Origin of the sequence: Bacillus inaquosorum KCTC 13429, from assembly GCF_000332645.1 — a bacterium.
In the GTDB taxonomy this organism is placed as follows: Bacteria; Bacillota; Bacilli; order Bacillales; family Bacillaceae; genus Bacillus; species Bacillus inaquosorum.
The window spans coordinates 62,478-84,000 of record NZ_AMXN01000004.1; the positions used below are offsets into that span (position 1 = coordinate 62,478).

The following is a 21,523-nucleotide window of genomic DNA, read 5'->3' on the forward strand; positions in this document are numbered from 1 at the left end:
CCTTATTTTTCAATCTTCACAATGTCTTCTTGCTCTCTGTTAACTGAGCCGCTTGCTTTAATGCTGACTGTTTCTCCCTCAGCAAGGTTCGTAAACACAATCGGTGTCATGAGAGACGGTACATTCGGTTTGACTGCGTCCAGATCAACTTCAAGAAGTTTTTGTCCAGGTTCAACGCGGTCTCCTTCTGATACGAAAGACGTAAATCCTTCGCCCTTCAGGCTGACCGTATCAATACCAAAGTGGATCAAAATTTCTCTTCCGCCGTCTGATTGCAGGCCGATTGCATGTTTCGTCGGGAACACATTTAGAATTTTTCCTCTAACCGGTGATACGACAATACCTTCAGAAGGGAGAATCGCAAAACCGTCACCCATCATTTTTCCTGAGAAAACTTGGTCAGGAACATCAGTAATCGGGTGAATTTCACCGGTAATCGGAGAAACGAAAACTTCCTCGCCGATTTCATTTTGCAGCGGTTCTGCAATGACCTCCTCAACCTGCTGACCTACTTCCTCTTGAGCAGATGTTTTCGGTTCAGGTCTTGGTTTGCGTCCCGCAATGATGTCTTGCATTTGTGTTTTTAAACCGTCAGAACGCGGTCCGAAAATAGCCTGAATGTTGTTGCCGACTTCCAGTACCCCGGATGCCCCAAGCTGTTTCAGACGGTCTTTATCAACCTTTTTCTGATCGTTTACAGTCACACGCAGACGAGTGATACAAGCATCAAGGTGTTTGATGTTTTCCTGGTCACCCATTGCCTGAAGGATCTCATAAGGAAGATCTCCTGCTTCACCAGTTTTCCCAGATGCTGCTGTTTCTTCCGTAGCATCCTCGCGTCCAGGTGTTTTCAAATTAAATTTGCGGATGGCAAATCGGAATCCGAAGTAGTAAATGACCGCCAGCCCTAAGCCGACAGGAATCACAAGCCACCATGCCGTCCGGTTCGGCAAAATACCGAATAGGAAGTAGTCAATTAAACCGCCGGAGAATGTCATACCAATCTTAACATTCAACAGCTGCATGACCATGAATGAAAGTCCCGCAAACACACAGTGAATCGCAAACAGGATAGGGGCAACGAATAAGAATGAGAATTCCAAGGGCTCTGTGATCCCTGTTAAGAAGGATGTCAAGGCCGCTGAACCCATAATACCTGCAACGAGTTTTTTGTTTTGCGGTTTTGCTTCATGATAAATGGCAAGCGCCGCGGCAGGCAGACCAAACATCATAAATGGATATTTACCTGTCATAAACGTACCTGCTGTTAACTGTACGCCGTCTTTAATCTGCGCCATAAAGATACGCTGATCCCCGCGGATGATTTCCCCTGCTGCACTCTTATAGCTGAAGAATTCATACCAGAACGGCGAATAGAAAATGTGGTGCAAACCGAATGGGATAAGCGAACGTTCAATCACCCCGAAGATAAATGCAGCAAGGGTTGGATTCGCTTCCACTAATCCTGTTGAAAAGGCATTCAATCCATGCTGGATCGGAGGCCAGATCACTAACATAATAAGACCCAGAATCAGTGCAGAAATTGACGTAACAATTGGAACAAAACGTTTACCCGCAAAGAAACCAAGATATTGCGGCAGTTCAATTGTGTAAAATTTGTTGAACAATAATGCAGCTAACACACCGACGATAATACCGCCGAACACGCCTGTCGCCAAGGTAGGTATACCAAGCATGTTTACATATGCGGGATGGTTTTCCGTGAAGAACTTGGCTCTTTCGATTGAATCGGAAGGAATGGTTCCGTTTGCAAGAAGAACCGCACTCATAGACACGTTCATCACCAGATAACCGATAATCGCTGCAATCCCTGCAACTCCATCACCGTTGGCAAGCCCGATGGCTACACCTACTGCGAAAAGAAGCGGAAGGTTATCGAAAACAATCTGCCCAGCGCTTTCCATAACACCTGCTACGAGCTGAACATTGTCATTGCTCAAGAAATGCAGGACTTGAATCATGTCCTTATTTTGCATTGCATTTCCGATCGCAAGCAAAATACCCGCAGCCGGTAGGATCGCAACTGGAAGCATAAGCGCGCGCCCGATTTTTTGAAGAACGCCGAATAATGCTTTAAACATAAGAATTGACCTCCTCTTTTTACTAGTCTGACCTTACAGCTAAAAATCATGACAACGAATTCACAGGCGTAAGTCTTCCAGTTTAACCGTTTACATTTGCCCTTTTACACAACAAAAAAGGCATGAGCAAATTGGGTGCACAAAAGAACGAGAATAGACTTCCCGTTTTTTCCCCTCAATCACTCATGCCTGATCGGATCAGTAACACGTTATAAGGATAAACTGAATTTATGAAATTTTATTGGTTAATCGGTACAGATGAAGCGTTAGGTAAACCGCTTCCGCCTCATGAACTGGTTTCTTCAATGTTTGCTGCAAGATTTTAATCAATTTCCAAGCTGTATTGTAGCATAGTGGATATTCATTTTTCAATAACAACATTAATTTTTCTGGTTCTTTAGTCGGTTCTTCTTTTTTGATTCTCTCTATTGTAAATCTGATATGCCGGATCAGCCGCAAATAGTGGACACTTTCCTTATTTACTTTCATTTGAAATGAGTCTTCAATCACCTCAACAAGCTGCGCCATCAGCTGCGAGTGCTGATTGACTTCAGACAGCGGACGGTTTGTCAGGGCTGAATGGATATGCAGGGCGATAAAACCGATTTCTCCTTCCGGAAGGCAAATTCCCGCTTTTTCATTAATCATATCGATAACTTCTTTGGCAATTTGGTATTCCTCCGGATATAGCGACTGAGTCTCCATTAAAAATGGATTTTTCATATCAAAGCCCTGCTGCTGCCTTTTGATCGCAAATGCGATATGGTCTGTCAGCGCAATGTGAATATGCTCATTTAATGAGTGGTTTGTCCTATTACTGATGTGGTAGATCACATCGTTTGAAATATCAACGAGCTTTTCATCAACATAGTCAAGGAGCTTTTTAAACTGCTTTTGTTCCTTCTCGTCCTTTAAAATGAACATTTTATCGTAGCCTTTATCTTCAATGACATCATCTTGTTTTTTTCCGAAACCAATACCTTTTCCGATTAAAACGACTTCGCTGTATTTATGATGAGAAGCAATTAATACGTTATTATTCAGTACCTTTTTCACTGTGAAGGACCCATTCACGATCCTCAGCTCCTTTTGTCATTCAATACCTCATATCGTACATAACGAACGGAATGCACGTCAAACCTTTTTTCGATGCTTTCACTAAACAGTCGATCTTTCGACGAGACGGTAATCCAGAACTTTCCTTTCAATCGGCTGCCCTTGAATTCTTTTTTCCAGCATGGCAAATGCCTGCTTTCCCATTTCCTTTGTCTGAATATCGATTGTTGTGATACCAAGCGATTGGCTGATTTCATGGTTATCAACGCTTAAGATTGCAAGCTCATCCGGTACCGATACCCGCTGGGCTCTTGCTTCAAGTAAAAGCCCTGCTGACACTTGATCATTGGCAACAAAAATAGCTGTCGGCTTTTCCTTCCACTTTTGCCACTTATGAAAAAGCGCCTTGCCATCATTGATTGTAATCGCTTTCTCGATCACCCAGTCTTCACGAAATGCTTCTCCGATCTCTTCCAATGCTTCTTTATAGGCCTTGATTCGGAAATGGCTGTTCATGCCCTTTTTTCTTGCCAAACAGATGGCTATTTTTGTGTGCCCTTTGGCAATTAAATAGTCCAAGCCTTTCCGGAATGCTTGTTGGTGAGGAATGCTGATGGTTGGAAAACGGCTGATATCTGAATTCTGGCAAAGCAATATCGGGCCCTCCCATTCCATGAGTTTTTCATCAGCAAGCGCCTTTGAGCAAAAAATCAACCCGTCAACCTGACGCTGCTTTAATTGGGACAGCGCAAAGATTTCTTTTTGCACATCATAGTTTGTTTGGAATAAAGAGAGGTGAATCCCGGATTCCGCGGCTGCGTCAGCTATACCTGCGATCAGCTCTGCAAAATAAGGCAGATTAATCGTCGGCAAGACAACACCAATCATGTTTGAAAATCCTTTCGACAAATGAACAGCGTGGATATTTCTCGTGTACTCTAATGCTTCCATTGCCTCGAGCACTCTATTTCTTTTGTCTTCGCTGACGTAAGGATGATTGTTTATGACTCGGGAAACCGTTGTAACGGAGACACCGGCTTTTTCTGCAATGTCTTTAATATTAGCCATAGATTCCCTTCTTTCTAAATTCCCTTGATCTGGAATGCGTTTCATACAATATGATATGAGCGTACCAGACATATTTTGTGTTTTTAGCTGAAAGGAGAAGATCACATGGGTTTCTTCATTTTAATTGGATTATGTCTGACTGTTCTCGGCGGCAGCTGTCTTGCTGTAAAACCTCTCAACCAAAAACATGAAATTAAACCCTTTCGAACATTTGATGATTTTTTTATTTAATGCAGATAAAAAAGGACGATGTCGAGAACAAAGTCCTTTTTTATTTCCTGTTACGGCAGTATGATTAATTCCTTCGGATATTGGGTCAGAGCAACCGCTCCGTCCTTTGTTACATGAACGTCATCCTCAATGCGCACGCCGCCGATCTCAGGCACATAAATACCCGGTTCGATCGTGTAGACCATGCCTTCCTGCAGCAGTGTATCGTTGGCTTGGCTCATAGACGGGTACTCATGGACGGAAATCCCGAGTCCGTGTCCCAGCCGGTGAGGAAAATAATCTCCGTATCCCGCTTTTTCAATGATCCCGCGGGCAGTTAAATCCAGATCTCCGATTCTGACACCGGGTTTGCTTGCCTCAATCGCAGCTTTTTCCGCTTGAAGAACGGTCTCATAAATCTCCTCTTGCTTCGGATTGATGGTCTTGTATGCAAACGTTCTTGTAATATCAGAGCAGTAGCCGTCAAGAATAACACCGAGATCAAATAAAACGAAATCACCTTTCTTCAATGTGGCTGTCCCTGGATTTCCATGAGGCTGGCCTGATTTTTCTCCGAATAGAACCATTGTGGAGAAAGACATGCCCTGAATTCCTTTTTTCTTCAGCTCATACTCGATTTGAGCGAGCACTTCCACTTCACTGATGCCTTCACGCAAAGCGGCTGTGCCGACTTCAACACCAAAATCAGCAAGTTTTGCCGCCTCTTTCAGCAAACGAATTTCATTGTCGTCTTTAATCAGGCGAAATTGATTGAGTGTTTCTTCTGCTGAAACAAATTGAGCCCCGCCCACTGAATGCTTCAGCTGTTCTGCGCGTGATAGTGAGATCGAATCTTTTTCTACCGCGAGTGTATGTATGCTGATATTTCGCTTTTTCAAGGCTTTCTCTATCAGCTCCCACGGATTTTCGTGATCCGCATAGCCAATGATTTCATGATTCCAGCCTGCGCTGCGTGCCTGACCTGCTTCCATTCCAGGACAAACAAAGAAAGGCTCCTCTTCTTGAAAAATAAATAAACCCATTAATCTTTCATGCGGCTCTGTGTAAAAACCGGTTAAGTAAAAAACATTTTCTTTCGTATGAATAAATGCGGCAGTATGCCCCGCTTCCTTCAGCCATGAAGAGACGCGTTGTATTCTATTCACTTCTTGTTCCTCCCTGCCATTTGCAATGCATTGTTCTGTCTTCCATTGTAACAGGTTTTACAGGTGTTTGCCTTTCGCGGCGCCTTCATTTTCAGATTCATTTTATTTCCTGCCCCCCATCCTGTATACTGACAGTAGAGTTCAATCGCAGGGAGTTGTTCCGTTTGCTGATGAATTTTTTCAGGCGAAAAGCAGTTATGCTCTTAACGATTTTGGGAATTTCCGCTCCTTTTATCGGTATGAAGATGGTCGGATTTTATTATTACAGCTCTATCATCGGTTGTGCAGCGGGCTTCCTTTGCTGCAGCCTCGCTCTCATCATGGTTACAAAAAGATCCGATAAAGACAAAAAAGAAGAGAAAGCTTGATACATAAAAAACCAGCAGTCCGATTGGACTGCTGGTTTTATTTTAAAAGCCTTAACCCGTTTAATATTACCAAGATCGTACTTCCTTCATGACCGATCACGCCAAATGGCAATTCCATCACCTGCAAAAAGTTTGCACAAATCAGCAGGCAGATCACAGCTAGAGAGAACACGATATTTTGTTTGACAATCCTGTTCATTTTCCGAGACAAGCGGCACATGTTTACGAGTTTTTTCAAATCGTTTTGCATGAGTACCATATCAGCGGTCTCAAGAGCGACATCTGTTCCGCCGCCCATTGCAATGCCGACATCCGCCGCTTTAAGTGCCGGTGCATCATTGATTCCGTCACCGACCATTGCAATCGTTCCGAATTCTTCTTTTAACCGTTTGATTTCATTCACTTTTTGGTCAGGCAGGCATTCTGCCGCAACAGTTGTCATTCCGGCTTCCTTCGCTATCGCTTGAGCCGTGTCCTTATGATCTCCTGTCAGCATGGCCGTTTTAATCCCAAGCCGGTTCAATTCTTCCATGACCTCTTTTGCTTCGGGCCTGATTTGATCTTTCAGTGCGATACAGCCTGCTATTTGATCATCCTTTTTCACAAATACAATCGTATGGCCGCTTTGAATGACATCTGATTCTGTTTGTTTTATAAATTGTTCTGCCATTTCCTCGCCGATAAAACCTGCTTTACCAATCTTCCATTTCGCGCCAGAGACTTCTGCCATAACGCCAAATCCTGATGTTTCTTCTATAGATATGTAGCCGGACTGATTCACGCCGCGGCTTACAGCGTACGACGTTATAGCTTGAGCGAGCGGATGGCTTGATTGCGTTTCGATGGCGTAGACAGCCTCAAGAACCTCCGTTTCACTGAATCCTTCTGCGATTCTGACAGTCTCGACGGCAGGCTGGCCTTTTGTTACAGTGCCCGTTTTATCAAAGGCAATCATTTGCACAGAACCGAGCTGTTCAAGAAAGACGCTACCTTTTACAAGCATACCGTTGCGGGCGCCATTCGAAATCAAGGAAAGCGCCGCGGGCATAATAGAAGCGACAAGCGCACAAGGTGAAGCGACAACCATAAACACCATTGCGCGGTAGAAGGTTTCACTCCAGCTCCAGCCTAGCGCAAAGTGCGGCACGAATAACAAGAGCCCCACCGCAATCAGCACACCTTTTACATAAGCGTTTTCAAATCGTTCAATGAAAGCCTGCGCGGGTGAAACACTGCTTTGCGCAGATTCAACCAGTTTGATAATTTTTCTGAATAACGAATCTTCATTTGCTTTCGTGACACGAACGGTCAAGGAGCCGTTGCGATTCACAGTTCCCGTAAATACAGCGTCGCCGGTGTTTTTTTCTACAGGCATTGATTCACCTGTTAATGCTGACTCGTCAAGGCTTGTTGAGCCCGATTCAATGACACCGTCTGCCGCTATGCGTTCTCCAGGTTTGATCACAATCATATCACCGGCCTGCAAGTCCGAAACCGGAACTCTTTTGGTTTCGCCATTAACCAACAGTGTTGCCTCTTCAGGCTCAAGCTGCATTAAAGATGTTAAATCTCTGCTGCTTTTATTCATCGTGTATGTTTCTAAAGCGCCGCTTAAAGAAAAAATAAATATTAAAATAGCACCCTCCGCCCAGTATCCGATCAAGGCGGAGCCGATAGCAGCGAAAATCATTAAAAGTTCTACATTCAGCGTTTTGGATTCGAGCGTTTCTTCGATTCCTTCCTTTGCTTTAGCGAATCCGCCTATCACAAAAGCCAGCAAGTAAAGCGTTACTGATATTACTTGATGTCCGGATAAGAGCCAGCCTGCCAAAATAAGAGCGCCTGACACCAGTGCTGCGATAAGCTCAGCATGCTGTACCCAGTTTTTATCTTTCTGTTCTGTTTTTAATGGCTTATGCGGATCGTGTTGAACGATAACTTGTTCATTCATATTTAATTCTCCCCTCTAATTGAGAACGTAAATCATCTTCATTTCCCTTATAAAAAACAAAATCGCCGCCCAAAAGGCAGCTTCATCGTTGTTATTTCTTGATGTCTTCCTTAATTATAGCATGCGGGAAGAAAATTTCAATTATAATTATTTTAATTTCTTTTTGATAATAATTATCATTAATATCTGTTCACCTTTCATTATATGACAAAAAAGCTGAAAGGCTACGCTTTCAGCTTATTCTTCCGTCCATTCTTTCAGTTGTTCCGCCGTCATCGGACCTATTTTTGTTTTTTCAATTTCTCCCTTTTCATTCAATAAAAACGAGGTTGGGATCGTGATGATGCGATACTCCTTCATCAATTCCCCTTTTGAGTCAAGAACAATCGGAAACGTCAGCTTGTTTGCTTTAATAAAGTCTTCAACGGCTTGCTGATTTTGTTCCGAGTTCACTAAATTCACCGTTACCAGCTTTACGTTCTCAGATTGACGGGCATCATAAAATGATTGAAATTGCGGAAGCTCTTTTTTGCAGGGCGGACACCATGATGTCCAAAAATGCAGGATGGTTTTTTGCCCTTTATTCGGGATCGAGATATCCTCCCCTTCTATCGTTTTCATAAGAAAAACAGCGGGAACGGCAGGCTGTTTATCGTCAGCAGCTGCCACATCAGGAGACCATGCAATCATCCCCAATAACATAAGGCATACAGTAAGCAAGCGCTTCGTCAACATGGAATCTTCCTTTCATGCTTTTCAATTAGCTTGCCCCTGCTTTTTCTTTATCATCCTTCAATTCGCGGCGTTCTGTTTCCTCCCGTAAGGAAAACTGATACCCCCAGCGCTTTGCAAATCTGTGTATAGTGAAGACTCGTCAGCAAAATCATGCCGGTGTTCATCCCCAGGATGATCCCGAGCATTTGCAGATTCTCCATTGATCCCAGCACATACATCATACTTAGGGCAACGATATGGCTCCACACGTTGTGATAAAACGCTTCTTTCACAAACCCCATCCCGATTAAACACGCCTGCAGCGGCATGACAAACAGATGAAAGAGAAAGTAAGGCCATAACAGCTGCAAGTAATACTGCGCTTCAGGAGAGTGAAAAAACAGGTGGGTCAGAGGCTCCGCAAACTGGAACATAATCCAAACAGCCGGTATACCGTAACCAAATGTAATGAAAATCGACTGCTTCAGCCTTTTTAATACGATGTCATATTGTGAGAGCGCATAGGCTTCAGAAATACTCGGAATCATGACAACCATTAGCGAGTGGGCAATGAAAGCAGGAAACGATCCTATCGTCACAGCCACTCCGGCCAGCATTCCGTATTGATCGATCGCTGCTGTTCCGGCAACGCCCGCTGCCAAAAGCGCTCCTTTTACTAAAAAGGGTTCTATAGCGTTGACAACGGCATGAAAAATGCGCAGTCCTGTTGTAGGAATTGAAACGGCAAGCAGTCTTTTTCTTACATCCTTTCCGCGCAAATGAATGTGCTGCTGGCCGGACATAGCCCGCCTCGCCATGATAAATTGTGAATATAAATAAACAAGCACGACCACATCACTCACGACTAGGACAAACAAGGAAATCAGCACAGCCATGTCCAATTCAAATGAGTACCATTGAAAAAAGAGGAATAAGCACAAGAGCTGGATGATTTTTTTCAGCACATTGGCGATTGCGATCTTCCCCATTTTTTGCACACCCATAAAGTAGCCCCTGGCGATTGAAGTAAAGGCCACAACAGGAATTAAGCCGATGACAATCCCTTTAATAAACGGGTGGTATGTATCAAATACCGGAATAAACGGAAGCGCGATGCTGGCGGCGGCAGTAGAAAATGCTGTAAATATGGCTGTCATTCTGAAAGCGTGCCTCAGCATGCTTTCATGAAGCTTAGGATTTGATTCAGCAATGAATTTAGAAATCGAGATCGGCAGTTCCAGGCTTGCGATGACAATAATTAAAAAGATCGTGGGCAAAATACTCATGTAAAGCCCCATCCCGTGCTCGCCAAGTTCCCGTGCCAAAATCATATTCACCACAAATTCAAGGCATTCAGCGAAAAAGGCGGCAATGGATAAAAGAATGATCCCTTTCACAAATCGATTCATGATGTCTCCCCTTGTCTCTTGTACTACCAACATCATATGAGACAAGTTCAAAAATTATTTTATTTTTACTCTTTATATGAAAAAAAGCACAGTTGAGACAAATTGTCTCTTCTATGCTTAGATGGCAAAAACGTGCCCGCCGATTCTTTCTACGATTTTTCTTGAGCGAATCCAATCATCCGACGCTGTTTTCGGATTATAAAAGAATATGGCATCTGTTTCTCTATTTTTTGAAGACAGCGCTTCTTCGGCAGCAGCAATTGATTCTTTATCAGGCTTTTGATTAATGCTTCCGTTCGCGACCGGTTCAAAAGCGTTTTTCTGATAAATAACCCCTCTTATTGTATTAGGAAAACCTTTTTTCTCCGTCCTGTTCAGCACAACGCTTGCAACAGCGACCTTTCCTTCATAGGATTCTCCCTTAGCCTCTGCGTGAACAAGACGGGAAAGCAATTCTTTTTCAGACTGTGAATATGTTTCTTCCTTATCATTCGTTTTCTTTGGTTTTTCTTCTTCTTTCTTTTCAGTGTTCGCTGATAGCTTGATCGGTTTTATTTTTTTCTTGTCCTTATCAGCAGACAGTGAAGAGAAAGATGTGTCTGTATCTTGATTTATATGTGTAAGCAGCTTAGCTTCTTCATGTTTAGTCTTCTTTGTGCTCAGTAGTGAAGCTTGTGTATGTTCAATTTTCGAAGCAGGCATGAAACAAAGAAGAAAAACAGCCAGAGCAGTAAATTTTGTCGTCATACAGTTTCCTCCTTAAAGTGCTCAAAAAACACTTCATAACCTTAACAAGAGAACAAATCATTTTCACGGAAAAAGATTTTCCAACTCTCCCAAACAGGTACCAGGATGGAATATACCGGGTGATGCGCTGGTTACTGGCAAAAAAACAGGCTGTTTTTCTATAAATCTTGTCAACAAAAAGCATATTTATCCATTTTTTTCGATTTACATTTTATTTACGAATGTTACAGCCAATGTAATAAAAGGCTGTTTTTCTGTCATATATGATAACAAGGCTTCTCACTCATGAGAAACCTTGTTAACTTCTTGGCTGTTCTAAATATTGAAACACCACATCCCCGCCTTGCTGGGCTATGCCGCGGAAATACTTAAAATCGTCTTGTTTAGATAAAACGGCCCTGAAATCAAGAAAGTCTTCTTTTTGGACTCTCAGTTCCTTTATTTCGCCAGTGCGCAGCTGCTCAATCTGTTCTGTTATGTCTTCGGGACGCAATCAAAACTCCCCCTTTTTATTCTTTGGACGAAAAACAATATATCATCTTTATAACGCCAGGACAAATCCTTAGGGAGATAAAACTCCTTATCGCTTTACTTCTCAATGAAAATACTGCAAAATACTTTCAAAAGGAATAATTATGTTTAAAGGAGAGGAAGCTTGTGAAAATCGCTAAGGTCGGAAACGTAATTGAATTTAAAAACGGGTTAACCGGTGTTGTAGAAAAAGTAAATGAGAATTCTGTTATCGTAGATGTTACCATTATGGATAACTATCGGGATCTTGAGCTAGATTCACTGACGGTTGTCAATCATAAAAATTACAAGATCATCAGAGACTCCTATTAAAACCTCCTTTCATCCACACACTTTCGCAAAAACTGCAAGACGAGAAATTAAACACCTTACATATCAAATTTAGCTTTCTCAAAAGCTGCCGCCCGGCAGCTTTTTCACATAAAAAAACACCGATTATGAATCGGCGCTCCCGTCTGTTTCCGTTATTTCGATATGGAACTCACTGACGGCTCCCGCTTCGTACAGGTTGGTCAATGACGTTGAATAATTTGTGATTTCCCCGCGGAAGGCAAGATTCTCGTCAGGAACCTCGACTTTAAACGTTTTTTCATATAACAGGACAGCGATATCTTGATAAGTCTCACTTGTGACGTGTAAGGTGAAGGCAATTTTCCTCTTCGGCTCACTCTCTTCTTGATATGAAGCCATTTCTAACGTTACATCGTTTAAACGCAATGTTTTCACTCTGTACCACTCCTTATCAGTTCATGCATCTTAACATAACTTAGCTAACGTTTACAATGAATCTGTTCGGAGCAGTTATTTTAACCATTTCTTTAAAAAAGACGCCTTTACAAACATACGTTCGATGTTTTATAATGAAACAGACGAGCTGCCATCCAGCATCCCGTCTTTTCATTAGAAGGTGGCGAGTGGCATTCCCCCCGGATTCACTCGTCTTTTTTATGTATATAATCCCCTGCATTTTCGCAGGAGAAACTATATTAATGATTATCAGTCGTCTCCGCCTATATATTTTTAAACACTTTATTCCAGAATGACGAATCCTCTTGTCCAAGACTCCAGCTGCCAAGGCCTTTCAGATTATATTTTTGAATGAGTTTTATTTTTGCTCTGAGTGACTGTTCATTTTCAAACCATAATGTATATGCTCCTGGCGGTAATGGATCCTTCTTATCGTGTTTGATCGTAAAAACAGCTTTTGGAGATTGACTCTTTGTGTCAAAAATAATTGTTCCGTTATGTCTTTTTACTAGTGAGTTAACAAGGTAAAGGGAAATGGCTTGGGAGTTAGATTGGCCTTGCATCCAGCAACGGCCGTAGAATGGCAATCCTAAAACTAGTTTTTGGGGAGAGATGTTTTGGGTTAGAGCATATTGAATGGACTTTTCCACCCATCCTACACTTGCAGTAGGCCCAGCAAGGCGGCTTTCATCATAGGCCATAACCATTAGATAGTCCGCATGTTTAGCTAAATTCTCATAATCATATGATCCGTGCCAGCCCTTCGTCCAGCCAAAAGGATTTGCCGCCACTGCAACCGATACCTCTTTACGCTTAGGAATACCTTTTCTCACCAGTCTAACAAACTCTGTAAATGCCTGCCGATCTTTCTCTGTAAGGTTTTCTATATCGATATTGACTCCGTCTAGATCCAGTTCTTCTATTGCATTAGAAATTTGTTTAGCCAAAAGCACTCGGTTCTTTAATGCAGATCGTCCCAAATCCTGATCCCAATGATTGCTTAGAAAAGGAACTACTTTTAATTTTCTTCTATGAAGAGCTTTAATTACATCGGGATTAGCTGAACGGAGAAGCAATGATCCATCTTTCCTGATATAGAAAAAGTCAGGAGACACGACATTTAATACTCCGTTCGTTTGATCAACGTGTTGAATAAAATCGCAACCTAATCCAGAATAGAAATAGCTCATTTGAAACATCTCATAACCCCTTCATCCCCAAAAATATCAAGTTCCCAACAAATAAAATGATTGATCATTTCAATTTGTTTCGTTTCCGAAACTTCATAGATTACCTCTCTCTTATCTTTATCATTTGTCCAGGATAAATAATATCTGAAGAAAGCTTATTAAGATTCATAAGTTGTTGTACCGGAATATTAAAGGATTTGGAAATCGTCCATAGTGTATCACCAGATTCCACATGATACACTTCGTATGTCACGGGAAATTCCATATAACGAGGCGTTCTTTTTACTTTATTCGCTTGGTTTCTTGTTTTAGGTATTTTCCCCTTCATTCTTATTACTCTCCTTTAGAAAAATTTATTTTTCACATCTCTAGACCGTTTCTTTCTTATTTTAATAATTTGTCCAGCATATATTTGATCTGATTTGAAATGATTAAGCTCCATGATTTGCTGCAGAGAAACTTTATACTTCATGGCAATTTTCAATAATGTTTCACCGGGAGTAACATGATGAATCTCGTATTTTTCTTTGAGAACATCTACGTAATGTATGGTTTCCCCTACGTTCCTTATGATTCCTCTTCTTGTTAGCACCTCAATCATTCTCTCAGCTCTATGCCGATAGGAGTCATTCTTCACTGCCTTTTTACCGTTTATCTGAATCTTTTTTCTCTCGCTATCATGATTCAAATAGTATTTCACCTTTTCAAATGTTTCTTTTGGGGAGGAAGAGACGATGAGATCGCGGCCAGGTTTGAATTTACCTCGAACTGCCGGTGTATCCGATGTCAATAAAACCCCGCCGGAACCAAGAATTTCATAGGTGCGCTGCGTAAGTTGGCTTTCACAGTTTTGCAAACCGATAATGATTTTTGCTGAACTGTAAACTTTATATGCTTCAGTATAATCGAGGTATCCATGAATCCAATTGCGGGGAATTTCTTTTCCTATATGTTTACTCATTTTTTCCCAATTTTTGCCCCAAAAATCTATGCGAATCCCTTTTCGTATAAGAGGGCGAATAAGCGTTTTTAAAGAGGACGAACGGAACACTTCCGGATGTTCTTCAAGATAATTAGGGTAAGCATTAGCCACCACTGCTATATCACAACTGTATTTCTCCAATGGTTTAATCTGATGATGTATACTTTCGTGATATGCAAAGTCTAAGTGAGCTGCTTTAATCCCCATGCTTTCATAAATTTTACACAGAGAAGGTGTAACGGTGAAAACAAAATCCGGTTTCATCTTTTTAATTAACGGGATGGTAAAGTTTTGAGTGTGCAGTGGGTCTTCAGTTGCCCAATAAACGAGAGGAATATTCACCTTTTTAGTTGCGTTGCGAATCCAGGCTTGCTTTTCCCTTGAATGCTCTGGTGTCCATCCCATAGATACTATTAGATCCGGTTTAAATTCGTCTATCATTTCAGTAATATTTTCCCGGCTTACAGGACCCGAAATCATTACGGTATGGCCTGCTTCCCTAAACCCATTCGGTAAACCATAGAGCCACATGGGATGACTCTCAAGAAAAAGAATTTTCACACGTTTTCGTCCTCTCTTTCACTATTTAATGTCTACTTTATTGGTATGTATTTGTAATATAACTTGTCGCGGTACTAGTCTATAAAAAACGTTCAGGTGCGAGATGACATGATAGCTTGTGCAGATGCCCCACAAAAAAAGAAAGCGATCTACAGCATATTTGCCTTTGATTTTGCTAGCTTTTCTATCAAAATATTTACGTTAATAAATTGTTTTTGTGCATAAAAAAAAGACGTACACATTTGTACGTCTTAAATTACCTCTTAAATTACCTCTGCAATATCAATTTTTCACTGCATTAAGTTACACTTCAGGTTGCACCTCAGGTCACAATTTTATTGTAACTGAGTGTGACTTCTCATTAACGATTATCAATCGTCTCCGGATACAAGTCATGATTCATCATGCGGTACTCCGCCATTTTCTCGTACTTCGTGCCCGGCTTTCCGTAGTTTGTGTACGGATCAATGGAAATCCCGCCTCTTGGCGTGAATTTGCCCCATACTTCAATGTAGCGCGGGTCCATTAATTCGATCAAGTCGTTCATGATGATGTTCATGCAGTCTTCGTGGAAGTCTCCATGGTTTCTGAAGCTGAACAGGTACAGCTTTAATGATTTGCTTTCAACCATTTTTTCATCAGGAATGTAGCTGATGTAGATTGTCGCAAAGTCAGGCTGTCCTGTTTTCGGGCATAAAGATGTGAATTCAGGACAGTTGAATTTTACAAAGTAATCACGGTTTACATGTTTGTTCGGGAAGGATTCAAGCACGTCCGGCGCATATTCGAACAAATAATTTGTTCCTTGGTTGCCAAGCAGTGTGACACCTTCTAATTCTGATTCTTTTCTTGTCGTCATATTTATCTTCCTTTCTATTATACTCCGCGTTTGTTGCCCCATAACAGGGTGTGCAGCTGCGGAAGCACTCTGACCAGATTCAGCTCCGCATCGACAGCTACCTTATCAACAAGGGCTTCATATTTTCCAAGCAAATGTGCAATCAATGTCTGATCATCTGTCGTATGCACGTCATCATTACCGACCTGTAAATAAAACGGGATTCCCGGGTAACGCTTGTGCACCGTTTTGGCAAACTCCAAATCCTCATCATTAAAAATGACTACCTTCAAGCTGACAGCATGCTGTCTATTATTCTCTTTAAGTGAAGTCAAAATGTGATCAAGCTTTTGGAAGTTCGTCACCATTTTTGAGCTTGGCGGTTTTGGAGAAATCGTCAGATCATCGATCAGTGTAAACCAGTCTTGATAAACGGTCCCCTGGGTTTCAAGCGCTGCACGGATGTCATTTTCCTTTAGCAGTTCAATAAAAGCATCCAGCTGCTTTAACAGGGCCGGGTTGCCGCCTGAGATCGTCACGTGGGAAAACGCGTCTCCCCCAATTTCCTTAAGCTCTGCAAAAATCTCCTCAGCCGTCATCCAGCGAATATCTTTTTTAGCAGACCCGTCCCAAGTGAAGGCGGAGTCACACCAGCTGCAGGAATAATCACAGCCGGCTGTCCGGACGAACATCGTTTTCTGTCCGATCACCATGCCCTCCCCTTGAATCGTCGGGCCGAAAATTTCTAATACAGGAATTCCTTTAGCCATTCAAACCACCCTTTTTCGGACGGTAGACGCAATAACTTGTCGGTGTTTCACGGACAAACACCTGTACACAGCTTGGCTTATTCTCCAATGTGTCTAAGTAAGCCTGCACCTTGTCATAAATCGTTTTCGCCACGACTTCAGTTGTCGGCAGCGAATACCGGTCGTCCTGAGAAAATTCTTCATGATCATTTAAAAGCGTATGATCATAGTTTCCGTGCACCAGTTTTTTGAGCACGCTGAAATTGACAAGGAAGCCGGATTCGTCAAGTTCGTCGCCGGCAACGGTTATATTTACGGTATACGTATGCCCGTGAACCCTGCTGCACGCTCCCGCACTTTCCCGAGGGATAAAATGAGCAGCTGAGATGTGCATGTCCTTATTCAGTTCAAATGAATATGGATGCTGGGCCTGCGGATAAATTTGAGATAACAATTTATGCACGCTCTCCTTTCATCGCCATATATTCTTCATAACCTTTTGAACGAAGGTGGCATGCCGGACATTCGCCGCAGCCGTCCGCGATGATGCCGTTATAGCAGGTCAGCGTGTTGTTTTTTACAAAATCAAGCGCGCCAAGCTCATCTGCAAGCTTCCACGTTTCCGCCTTATTGAGCCACATGAGCGGTGTATGAATCACAAACGGCTTCTCCATCGCCAGGTTTACCGTTACATTGCAAGATTTTACGAATTCATCACGGCAGTCAGGATAACCGCTGAAGTCTGTCTCGCAAACTCCTGTAATAATGTGGCGCGCACCAATTTGGTATGCCAGGATAGACGCAAAAGATAAGAATACCAAATTGCGGCCCGGAACGAATGTGGATGGCAGTTCACCATCTTTTGCTTCTATTTCAATATCATTTCTTGTCAGGGCATTCGGTGCAAGCTGATTTAAAAGTGACATATCAAGCAAATGGTTTTTCACACCAAGCTTTTCTGCAATAGATTTTGCCACTTCAATTTCCTGCGAATGACGCTGATTATAATGAAAAGTCACCGTTTCGACTTCTTCGAATTCCTTTAGAGCCCATAGTAAACATGTGGTGCTGTCTTGACCGCCGCTGAATACGACAATTGCTTTTTCTTTTTTCATGATTCCTCTCCTTCTCCGCAATAAAAACGTCGGCGAGAGACATCGCTACAGCTGATTCACACAAAAAAACACCTTTTCGGAAGGTGCTCTAGAAAAACATAAAAAAGGCCGTATCCAAGGATACAGCTCGTCCTTAGTTTTTTATAGAGGGTGTAGCTAGAACCTCTCCCGCATATCGCACGGATTTTCTTCAATTTTTCACTTCTGCTATCTTACCATAATGTTGTTTTTCTTGACAATAAAAAAGTCAGCCCCTAGCTTCCCGAACAAGCGCCGTTCTGCAATGACGGCCCGCTTTATTATATATGTAATTATAAACTGCGCCGCCGGGGAGCCTTTTTGCAAATCAGGGCGCCTATGAAGGCCAGACTCACATAGCCAAACAATGGATAAATCGTTGAAATGAGCTTGCCGTATCCAATTTGGCTCGTGATATAAGCCGTGGTCATAATGGCTGCAAAGATATATTTGCTTTTGATTGGAAGAAAGCTCTGCACTTGTTTTTCCAACCCATATAGATTGCCGATAACCGATGTGAACACTTCGCCGAAAATAATGAGCAAATAAATCAAATGGACAGATCGTGCAAAGAGATAAACCACTTGGGCCATCGGTATATCATACAAAAATACATCCGGGAGCATCGACAAAGACAGAAAACTCGCGGACAGCACAATCGTCAGTATCGTGCCTCCGATTAAAGCGCCTTTTTTTATCACTTTTTCCGATGACATTTCATTCGCAAGCGGAACCAAAACCGCTTGGGCAAGCGATAAATTCAAAGCGCCGTAAGAAAACGCTGATAAGAGCCAGTCCCAGCGATGCGGCCATACCCACTGAGCTGTGTTCCGCGACTCGCTGAAAATAAAAGAGTCGGCCACCACAATCATAGAAAAGATGATCAAAAGAGGAACAACAAACACGTTGACACCGAAAATGCCTTTTACACCTCTAGTCATCACAATTAAGCTCAACCCAATTGTAATCAGCATCCCAATTTGAGCGGACATCCCCAGCTGCTCCTCAAAAAGCGCCCCTGCCCCAGAGAGCATAACAGATGTGACGCCGAGGAGAACAAACAGCATAAACACATTGATAATCCGGCCAGCCGTCGCCCCGAACAAGAATATGTTCATTTCTTGATATGACTTGGCATTGATTCGCTTTGAAATGATCATCAGCTTGGCTCCCAGTAACGTAAACATCCCGCCGCTGACGATAATGCCGAATAAACCGAACCAGCCAAACTTCAGAAAAAACTCAACAATTTCCCTGCCAGTAGCAAATCCAGCTCCAACTACTGTGCCGATATACACGAAAGCAAGCTGACTTGCTGATCCTTTTGATTGTTCCATTTCTCCCCTCCAAACGAACCGCAGTTTTGTCCATATATGCCTTTTTATAACCTATGAGACAAGTTCCTTGAAAAGACGAAGAAAACATGTTTTACTGTGTAAACAAATCAAAAATTTTTTACGCAAATGACTTGAAAGTCAAAGATAGTCAGAGTATACTATTAATCAAAGTTGGTCAAACGAACCGGCCTTTTTTTAAAATCAATTGGTCAAAGTTAGTCAAATAGTCAGACTGCTCTGAGCATATTGTTTTGAAAGCCGATAAGTTTGCCGTATACTTATAGTCAAAGAAGGTCAAATCCAAACGGCCTTTTTATTCACATCCATTGGTCAAAGAAGATCAAACTTTTAAGGAGGTTTTGGCAAATGCGTTGTCAACATTGTCATAAAAACGAGGCGACGATTCGCCTTAACATGCAAATAAATTCTGTTCATAAACATATGGTTCTATGTGAAACTTGCTATAACGAGCTGACCCGCAAACCTTCAATGAGCATGGGTCCTCAATCTTTCGGTTTTCCGTTTGAACAAGCATTCCAGCAGAAAGAACAAAACGCAGCAAAACAAAGCGAGAAAAAAGGATTGCTTGATGAGCTGGCTCAAAATATTACAAACGGTGCAAAAGCCGGTCTCATTGATCCCGTCATCGGCCGTGATGAAGAAGTAGCGCGCGTGATCGAAATTCTGAACCGCCGCAACAAAAACAATCCGGTTCTCATTGGTGAGCCTGGCGTAGGGAAAACAGCAATCGCCGAAGGACTCGCTTTAAAAATCGCTGAAGGTGATGTTCCAAACAAACTGAAAAACAAAGAGCTTTACTTGCTTGATGTTGCATCCCTGGTTGCAAACACAGGGATCAGAGGCCAATTTGAAGAGAGAATGAAACAGCTGATCACTGAGCTGAAAGAACGAAAAAATGTCATTCTGTTCATTGATGAAATTCATCTTCTCGTTGGCGCAGGCTCTGCAGAAGGTTCAATGGACGCAGGCAATATTCTCAAGCCTGCCCTTGCCAGAGGCGAACTGCAAGTCATCGGTGCGACAACATTGAAAGAATACCGTCAAATCGAAAAAGATGCCGCACTGGAAAGACGTTTTCAGCCTGTCATGGTGCAGGAGCCTTCTATTGAACAGGCCATCCTCATTCTGCAAGGGATCAAAGACAAATACGAAGCATACCATGGCGTGACATTCAGTGATGAAGCAATCAAAGCATGTGTGACTTTATCATCCCGCTACATTCAGGACAGACACCTGCCGGATAAAGCGATTGACTTATTGGATGAAGCTGGTTCAAAAGCCAACCTGTTAATTGATGAGCTGAATGATGAGGATGCGGCTAAACGATTAACTGCGATTGAAGCTGAAAAAACAAAAGCCCTGGAAGAAGAAAATTACGAACTGGCGGCAAAACTCCGTGATGAAGAAATTGCATTGGAGAAAAAACTGAACAGCTCTTCCGCTCATTCCGCTGTCACTGTGGAAGCTGAGCACATTCAGGATATCGTTGAACAAAAAACAGGCATCCCTGTCGGCAAACTGCAGGCAGATGAACAAACAAAAATGAAAGAGCTTGAAGCAAAACTTCATGAACGTGTGATCGGACAAGAAGCCGCTGTTCAAAAAGTGGCAAAAGCGGTAAGACGAAGCCGCGCCGGATTAAAATCCAAAAACAGACCAGTCGGCTCCTTCCTCTTTGTCGGTCCTACCGGCGTAGGGAAAACAGAGCTTTCTAAAACGCTGGCAGATGAATTATTCGGCACAAAAGACTCTATTATCCGCCTCGATATGAGCGAATACATGGAGAAACACGCCGTATCTAAAATCATCGGTTCACCGCCTGGATATGTCGGCCATGAGGAAGCTGGACAATTAACAGAAAAAGTGCGCCGCAATCCTTACAGCATCGTGTTGCTGGATGAGATTGAAAAAGCACACCCTGACGTTCAGCATATGTTCCTGCAAATCATGGAGGACGGCCGTCTGACAGACAGCCAAGGCAGAACCGTAAGCTTTAAAGACACTGTGATTATCATGACAAGCAACGCGGGTACCGGCGAAAAACAAACGAAAGTCGGTTTCCAATCATCAGATGACAGTGTAATCGAAGAACAAACATTGATTGATTCACTGAGCATGTTCTTTAAACCTGAGTTCCTCAACCGTTTTGACAGCATTATTGAGTTCCGCTCACTGGAAAAAGAACATCTGATCAAAATCGTCAGCCTGCTGCTTGGAGAACTTGAAGAAACGTTGGCAGAACGCGGCATCAGCTTGAGTGTGACAGACGAAGCGAAAGAAAAAATCGCTGAGCTGGGCTACCACCCTTCATTCGGTGCACGTCCGCTCAGAAGAACCATCCAAGAATGGGTGGAGGATGAAATGACCGATCTGCTGCTTGACAATAGCGAGATCACAAGTTTTCACGTCACTGCAGAGGATAATAAAATCAAAGTACAAGCGAAATAACGATCAGCGGTTTCCTATTTAGGAAGCCGTTTTTTTATGCATTCATACTCTTGGCTGAGAAAATACCGTCCCTTCCCCTGAAGCGCTACTCCCCTTCATCCTTTACCCTTTTCTTAAGGAGGGATGGAGCTTGTTTATATACAGTGAATATTTGTTTCTATTATTATATGAAGACCACCTGAGGAACAGCTTGCA

Annotated in this window: 21 protein-coding genes and 1 riboswitch; of the genes, 3 read left to right on the top strand and 18 right to left on the bottom strand. The window is 42.5% G+C overall.

The features are described 5' to 3' along the window. Positions 1-2 precede the first annotated feature (2 nt). The 4 genes from ptsG to papB form a co-directional block, all read right to left on the bottom strand. A complete protein-coding gene (gene ptsG, locus BSI_RS10400) occupies positions 3-2,102 on the bottom strand; it encodes a PTS glucose transporter subunit IIABC (RefSeq protein WP_003238960.1) in 2,100 nt (699 codons plus the stop codon). Between the two features lie 228 nt (positions 2,103-2,330). Next, positions 2,331-3,176 carry a glucose PTS transporter transcription antiterminator GlcT gene (gene glcT, locus BSI_RS10395; RefSeq protein WP_003238961.1) on the bottom strand — a complete coding sequence of 282 codons (846 nt, stop codon included), beginning with the start codon at positions 3,174-3,176 and terminating at the stop codon, positions 2,331-2,333. A gap of 84 nt (positions 3,177-3,260) precedes the next feature. Then, a complete protein-coding gene (locus BSI_RS10390; protein WP_003238962.1) occupies positions 3,261-4,226 on the bottom strand; it encodes a LacI family DNA-binding transcriptional regulator in 966 nt (321 codons plus the stop codon). Positions 4,227-4,507: 281 nt separating this feature from the next. Then, on the bottom strand, positions 4,508-5,602 hold the full coding sequence (gene papB, locus BSI_RS10380) for an aminopeptidase PapB (RefSeq protein WP_003238963.1): 1,095 nt from the start codon (positions 5,600-5,602) through the stop codon (positions 4,508-4,510). 164 nt (positions 5,603-5,766) lie between these two features. Between papB and BSI_RS10375 the strand changes: the two genes are divergently transcribed. Continuing rightward, complete coding sequence (locus BSI_RS10375; protein WP_003238964.1) at positions 5,767-5,970, top strand: hypothetical protein; 204 nt, start codon at positions 5,767-5,769, stop codon at positions 5,968-5,970. 37 nt (positions 5,971-6,007) lie between these two features. Here the strand turns inward: BSI_RS10375 and pfeT are convergent, their stop codons facing one another. The 5 genes from pfeT to ykzS form a co-directional block, all read right to left on the bottom strand. Further along, positions 6,008-7,921, bottom strand: coding sequence for a metal-transporting ATPase PfeT (gene pfeT, locus BSI_RS10370; protein WP_003238966.1), 1,914 nt, complete (start codon positions 7,919-7,921; stop codon positions 6,008-6,010). A gap of 237 nt (positions 7,922-8,158) precedes the next feature. Beyond that, on the bottom strand, positions 8,159-8,656 hold the full coding sequence (gene stoA, locus BSI_RS10365) for an endospore biogenesis thiol-disulfide oxidoreductase StoA (RefSeq protein WP_003238968.1): 498 nt from the start codon (positions 8,654-8,656) through the stop codon (positions 8,159-8,161). A gap of 50 nt (positions 8,657-8,706) precedes the next feature. Beyond that, complete coding sequence (gene ykvU, locus BSI_RS10360) at positions 8,707-10,044, bottom strand: sporulation protein YkvU (protein WP_003238969.1); 1,338 nt, start codon at positions 10,042-10,044, stop codon at positions 8,707-8,709. 117 nt (positions 10,045-10,161) lie between these two features. Further along, positions 10,162-10,791 carry a cell wall hydrolase gene (locus BSI_RS10355; RefSeq protein ID WP_003238970.1) on the bottom strand — a complete coding sequence of 210 codons (630 nt, stop codon included), beginning with the start codon at positions 10,789-10,791 and terminating at the stop codon, positions 10,162-10,164. Between the two features lie 298 nt (positions 10,792-11,089). Then, positions 11,090-11,284 (bottom strand): protein YkzS, encoded by a 195-nt coding sequence (ykzS, locus tag BSI_RS10350; protein ID WP_003238971.1) that lies wholly within the window; start codon positions 11,282-11,284, stop codon positions 11,090-11,092. Between the two features lie 164 nt (positions 11,285-11,448). On the opposite strand from ykzS, the gene BSI_RS10345 reads away from it, so the two are divergent. Then, positions 11,449-11,634, top strand: coding sequence for a YkvS family protein (locus BSI_RS10345; RefSeq protein ID WP_003232446.1), 186 nt, complete (start codon positions 11,449-11,451; stop codon positions 11,632-11,634). 123 nt (positions 11,635-11,757) lie between these two features. Here BSI_RS10345 and BSI_RS10340 read toward each other — a convergent pair whose 3' ends face one another. From BSI_RS10340 to BSI_RS10300, 9 genes are all read right to left on the bottom strand, one after another. Continuing rightward, entirely contained in the window at positions 11,758-12,048 is a 291-nt protein-coding gene (locus BSI_RS10340) for a DUF3219 family protein (RefSeq protein WP_003238972.1), read from the bottom strand. Between the two features lie 284 nt (positions 12,049-12,332). Then, positions 12,333-13,268, bottom strand: a complete 936-nt coding sequence (locus BSI_RS10335; RefSeq protein ID WP_003238973.1) for a glycosyl hydrolase family 18 protein — start codon at positions 13,266-13,268, stop codon at positions 12,333-12,335. A 91-nt stretch (positions 13,269-13,359) separates the two neighbouring features. After that, positions 13,360-13,587, bottom strand: a complete 228-nt coding sequence (locus BSI_RS10330) for a LysM peptidoglycan-binding domain-containing protein (RefSeq protein WP_003238974.1) — start codon at positions 13,585-13,587, stop codon at positions 13,360-13,362. A 15-nt stretch (positions 13,588-13,602) separates the two neighbouring features. Then, positions 13,603-14,802, bottom strand: coding sequence for a DUF3880 domain-containing protein (locus BSI_RS10325; RefSeq protein WP_032732105.1), 1,200 nt, complete (start codon positions 14,800-14,802; stop codon positions 13,603-13,605). A gap of 361 nt (positions 14,803-15,163) precedes the next feature. After that, positions 15,164-15,661 (bottom strand): preQ(1) synthase, encoded by a 498-nt coding sequence (gene queF, locus BSI_RS10320; protein WP_003218613.1) that lies wholly within the window; start codon positions 15,659-15,661, stop codon positions 15,164-15,166. A gap of 17 nt (positions 15,662-15,678) precedes the next feature. Beyond that, a complete protein-coding gene (gene queE / locus BSI_RS10315; protein WP_003238976.1) occupies positions 15,679-16,410 on the bottom strand; it encodes a 7-carboxy-7-deazaguanine synthase QueE in 732 nt (243 codons plus the stop codon). Then, positions 16,403-16,852, bottom strand: coding sequence for a 6-carboxytetrahydropterin synthase QueD (gene queD / locus BSI_RS10310; RefSeq protein ID WP_080030833.1), 450 nt, complete (start codon positions 16,850-16,852; stop codon positions 16,403-16,405). The genes queE and queD overlap by 8 nt, the downstream gene beginning before the upstream one ends. Then, on the bottom strand, positions 16,845-17,504 hold the full coding sequence (queC, locus tag BSI_RS10305) for a 7-cyano-7-deazaguanine synthase QueC (RefSeq protein ID WP_003238979.1): 660 nt from the start codon (positions 17,502-17,504) through the stop codon (positions 16,845-16,847). Before queC ends, queD begins: the two co-directional genes overlap by 8 nt. 127 nt (positions 17,505-17,631) lie before the next feature. Then, a riboswitch (PreQ1 riboswitch) is annotated at positions 17,632-17,676 on the bottom strand. Between the two features lie 139 nt (positions 17,677-17,815). Beyond that, a complete protein-coding gene (locus BSI_RS10300) occupies positions 17,816-18,859 on the bottom strand; it encodes a YkvI family membrane protein (RefSeq protein ID WP_003238981.1) in 1,044 nt (347 codons plus the stop codon). Between the two features lie 366 nt (positions 18,860-19,225). On the opposite strand from BSI_RS10300, the gene clpE reads away from it, so the two are divergent. Next, a complete protein-coding gene (gene clpE / locus BSI_RS10295; protein ID WP_032732107.1) occupies positions 19,226-21,328 on the top strand; it encodes an ATP-dependent protease ATP-binding subunit ClpE in 2,103 nt (700 codons plus the stop codon). Positions 21,329-21,523: the final 195 nt, after the last annotated feature.

Excerpts from the sequence above, each read along its gene's own strand:
- ptsG (WP_003238960.1), bottom strand. The coding sequence starts at position 2,102 with ATGTTTAAAGCATTATTCGGCGTTCTTCAAAAAATCGGGCGCGCGCTT.
- BSI_RS10390 (WP_003238962.1), bottom strand. The coding sequence starts at position 4,226 with ATGGCTAATATTAAAGACATTGCAGAAAAAGCCGGTGTCTCCGTTACA.
- pfeT (WP_003238966.1), bottom strand. The coding sequence starts at position 7,921 with ATGAATGAACAAGTTATCGTTCAACACGATCCGCATAAGCCATTAAAA.
- stoA (WP_003238968.1), bottom strand. The coding sequence starts at position 8,656 with ATGTTGACGAAGCGCTTGCTTACTGTATGCCTTATGTTATTGGGGATG.
- ykvU (WP_003238969.1), bottom strand. The coding sequence starts at position 10,044 with ATGAATCGATTTGTGAAAGGGATCATTCTTTTATCCATTGCCGCCTTT.
- BSI_RS10355 (WP_003238970.1), bottom strand. The coding sequence starts at position 10,791 with ATGACGACAAAATTTACTGCTCTGGCTGTTTTTCTTCTTTGTTTCATG.
- BSI_RS10335 (WP_003238973.1), bottom strand. The coding sequence starts at position 13,268 with ATGTTTCAAATGAGCTATTTCTATTCTGGATTAGGTTGCGATTTTATT.
- BSI_RS10330 (WP_003238974.1), bottom strand. The coding sequence starts at position 13,587 with ATGAAGGGGAAAATACCTAAAACAAGAAACCAAGCGAATAAAGTAAAA.
- queF (WP_003218613.1), bottom strand. The coding sequence starts at position 15,661 with ATGACGACAAGAAAAGAATCAGAATTAGAAGGTGTCACACTGCTTGGC.
- queE (WP_003238976.1), bottom strand. The coding sequence starts at position 16,410 with ATGGCTAAAGGAATTCCTGTATTAGAAATTTTCGGCCCGACGATTCAA.
- queC (WP_003238979.1), bottom strand. The coding sequence starts at position 17,504 with ATGAAAAAAGAAAAAGCAATTGTCGTATTCAGCGGCGGTCAAGACAGC.
- BSI_RS10300 (WP_003238981.1), bottom strand. The coding sequence starts at position 18,859 with ATGGAACAATCAAAAGGATCAGCAAGTCAGCTTGCTTTCGTGTATATC.
- clpE (WP_032732107.1), top strand. The coding sequence starts at position 19,226 with ATGCGTTGTCAACATTGTCATAAAAACGAGGCGACGATTCGCCTTAAC.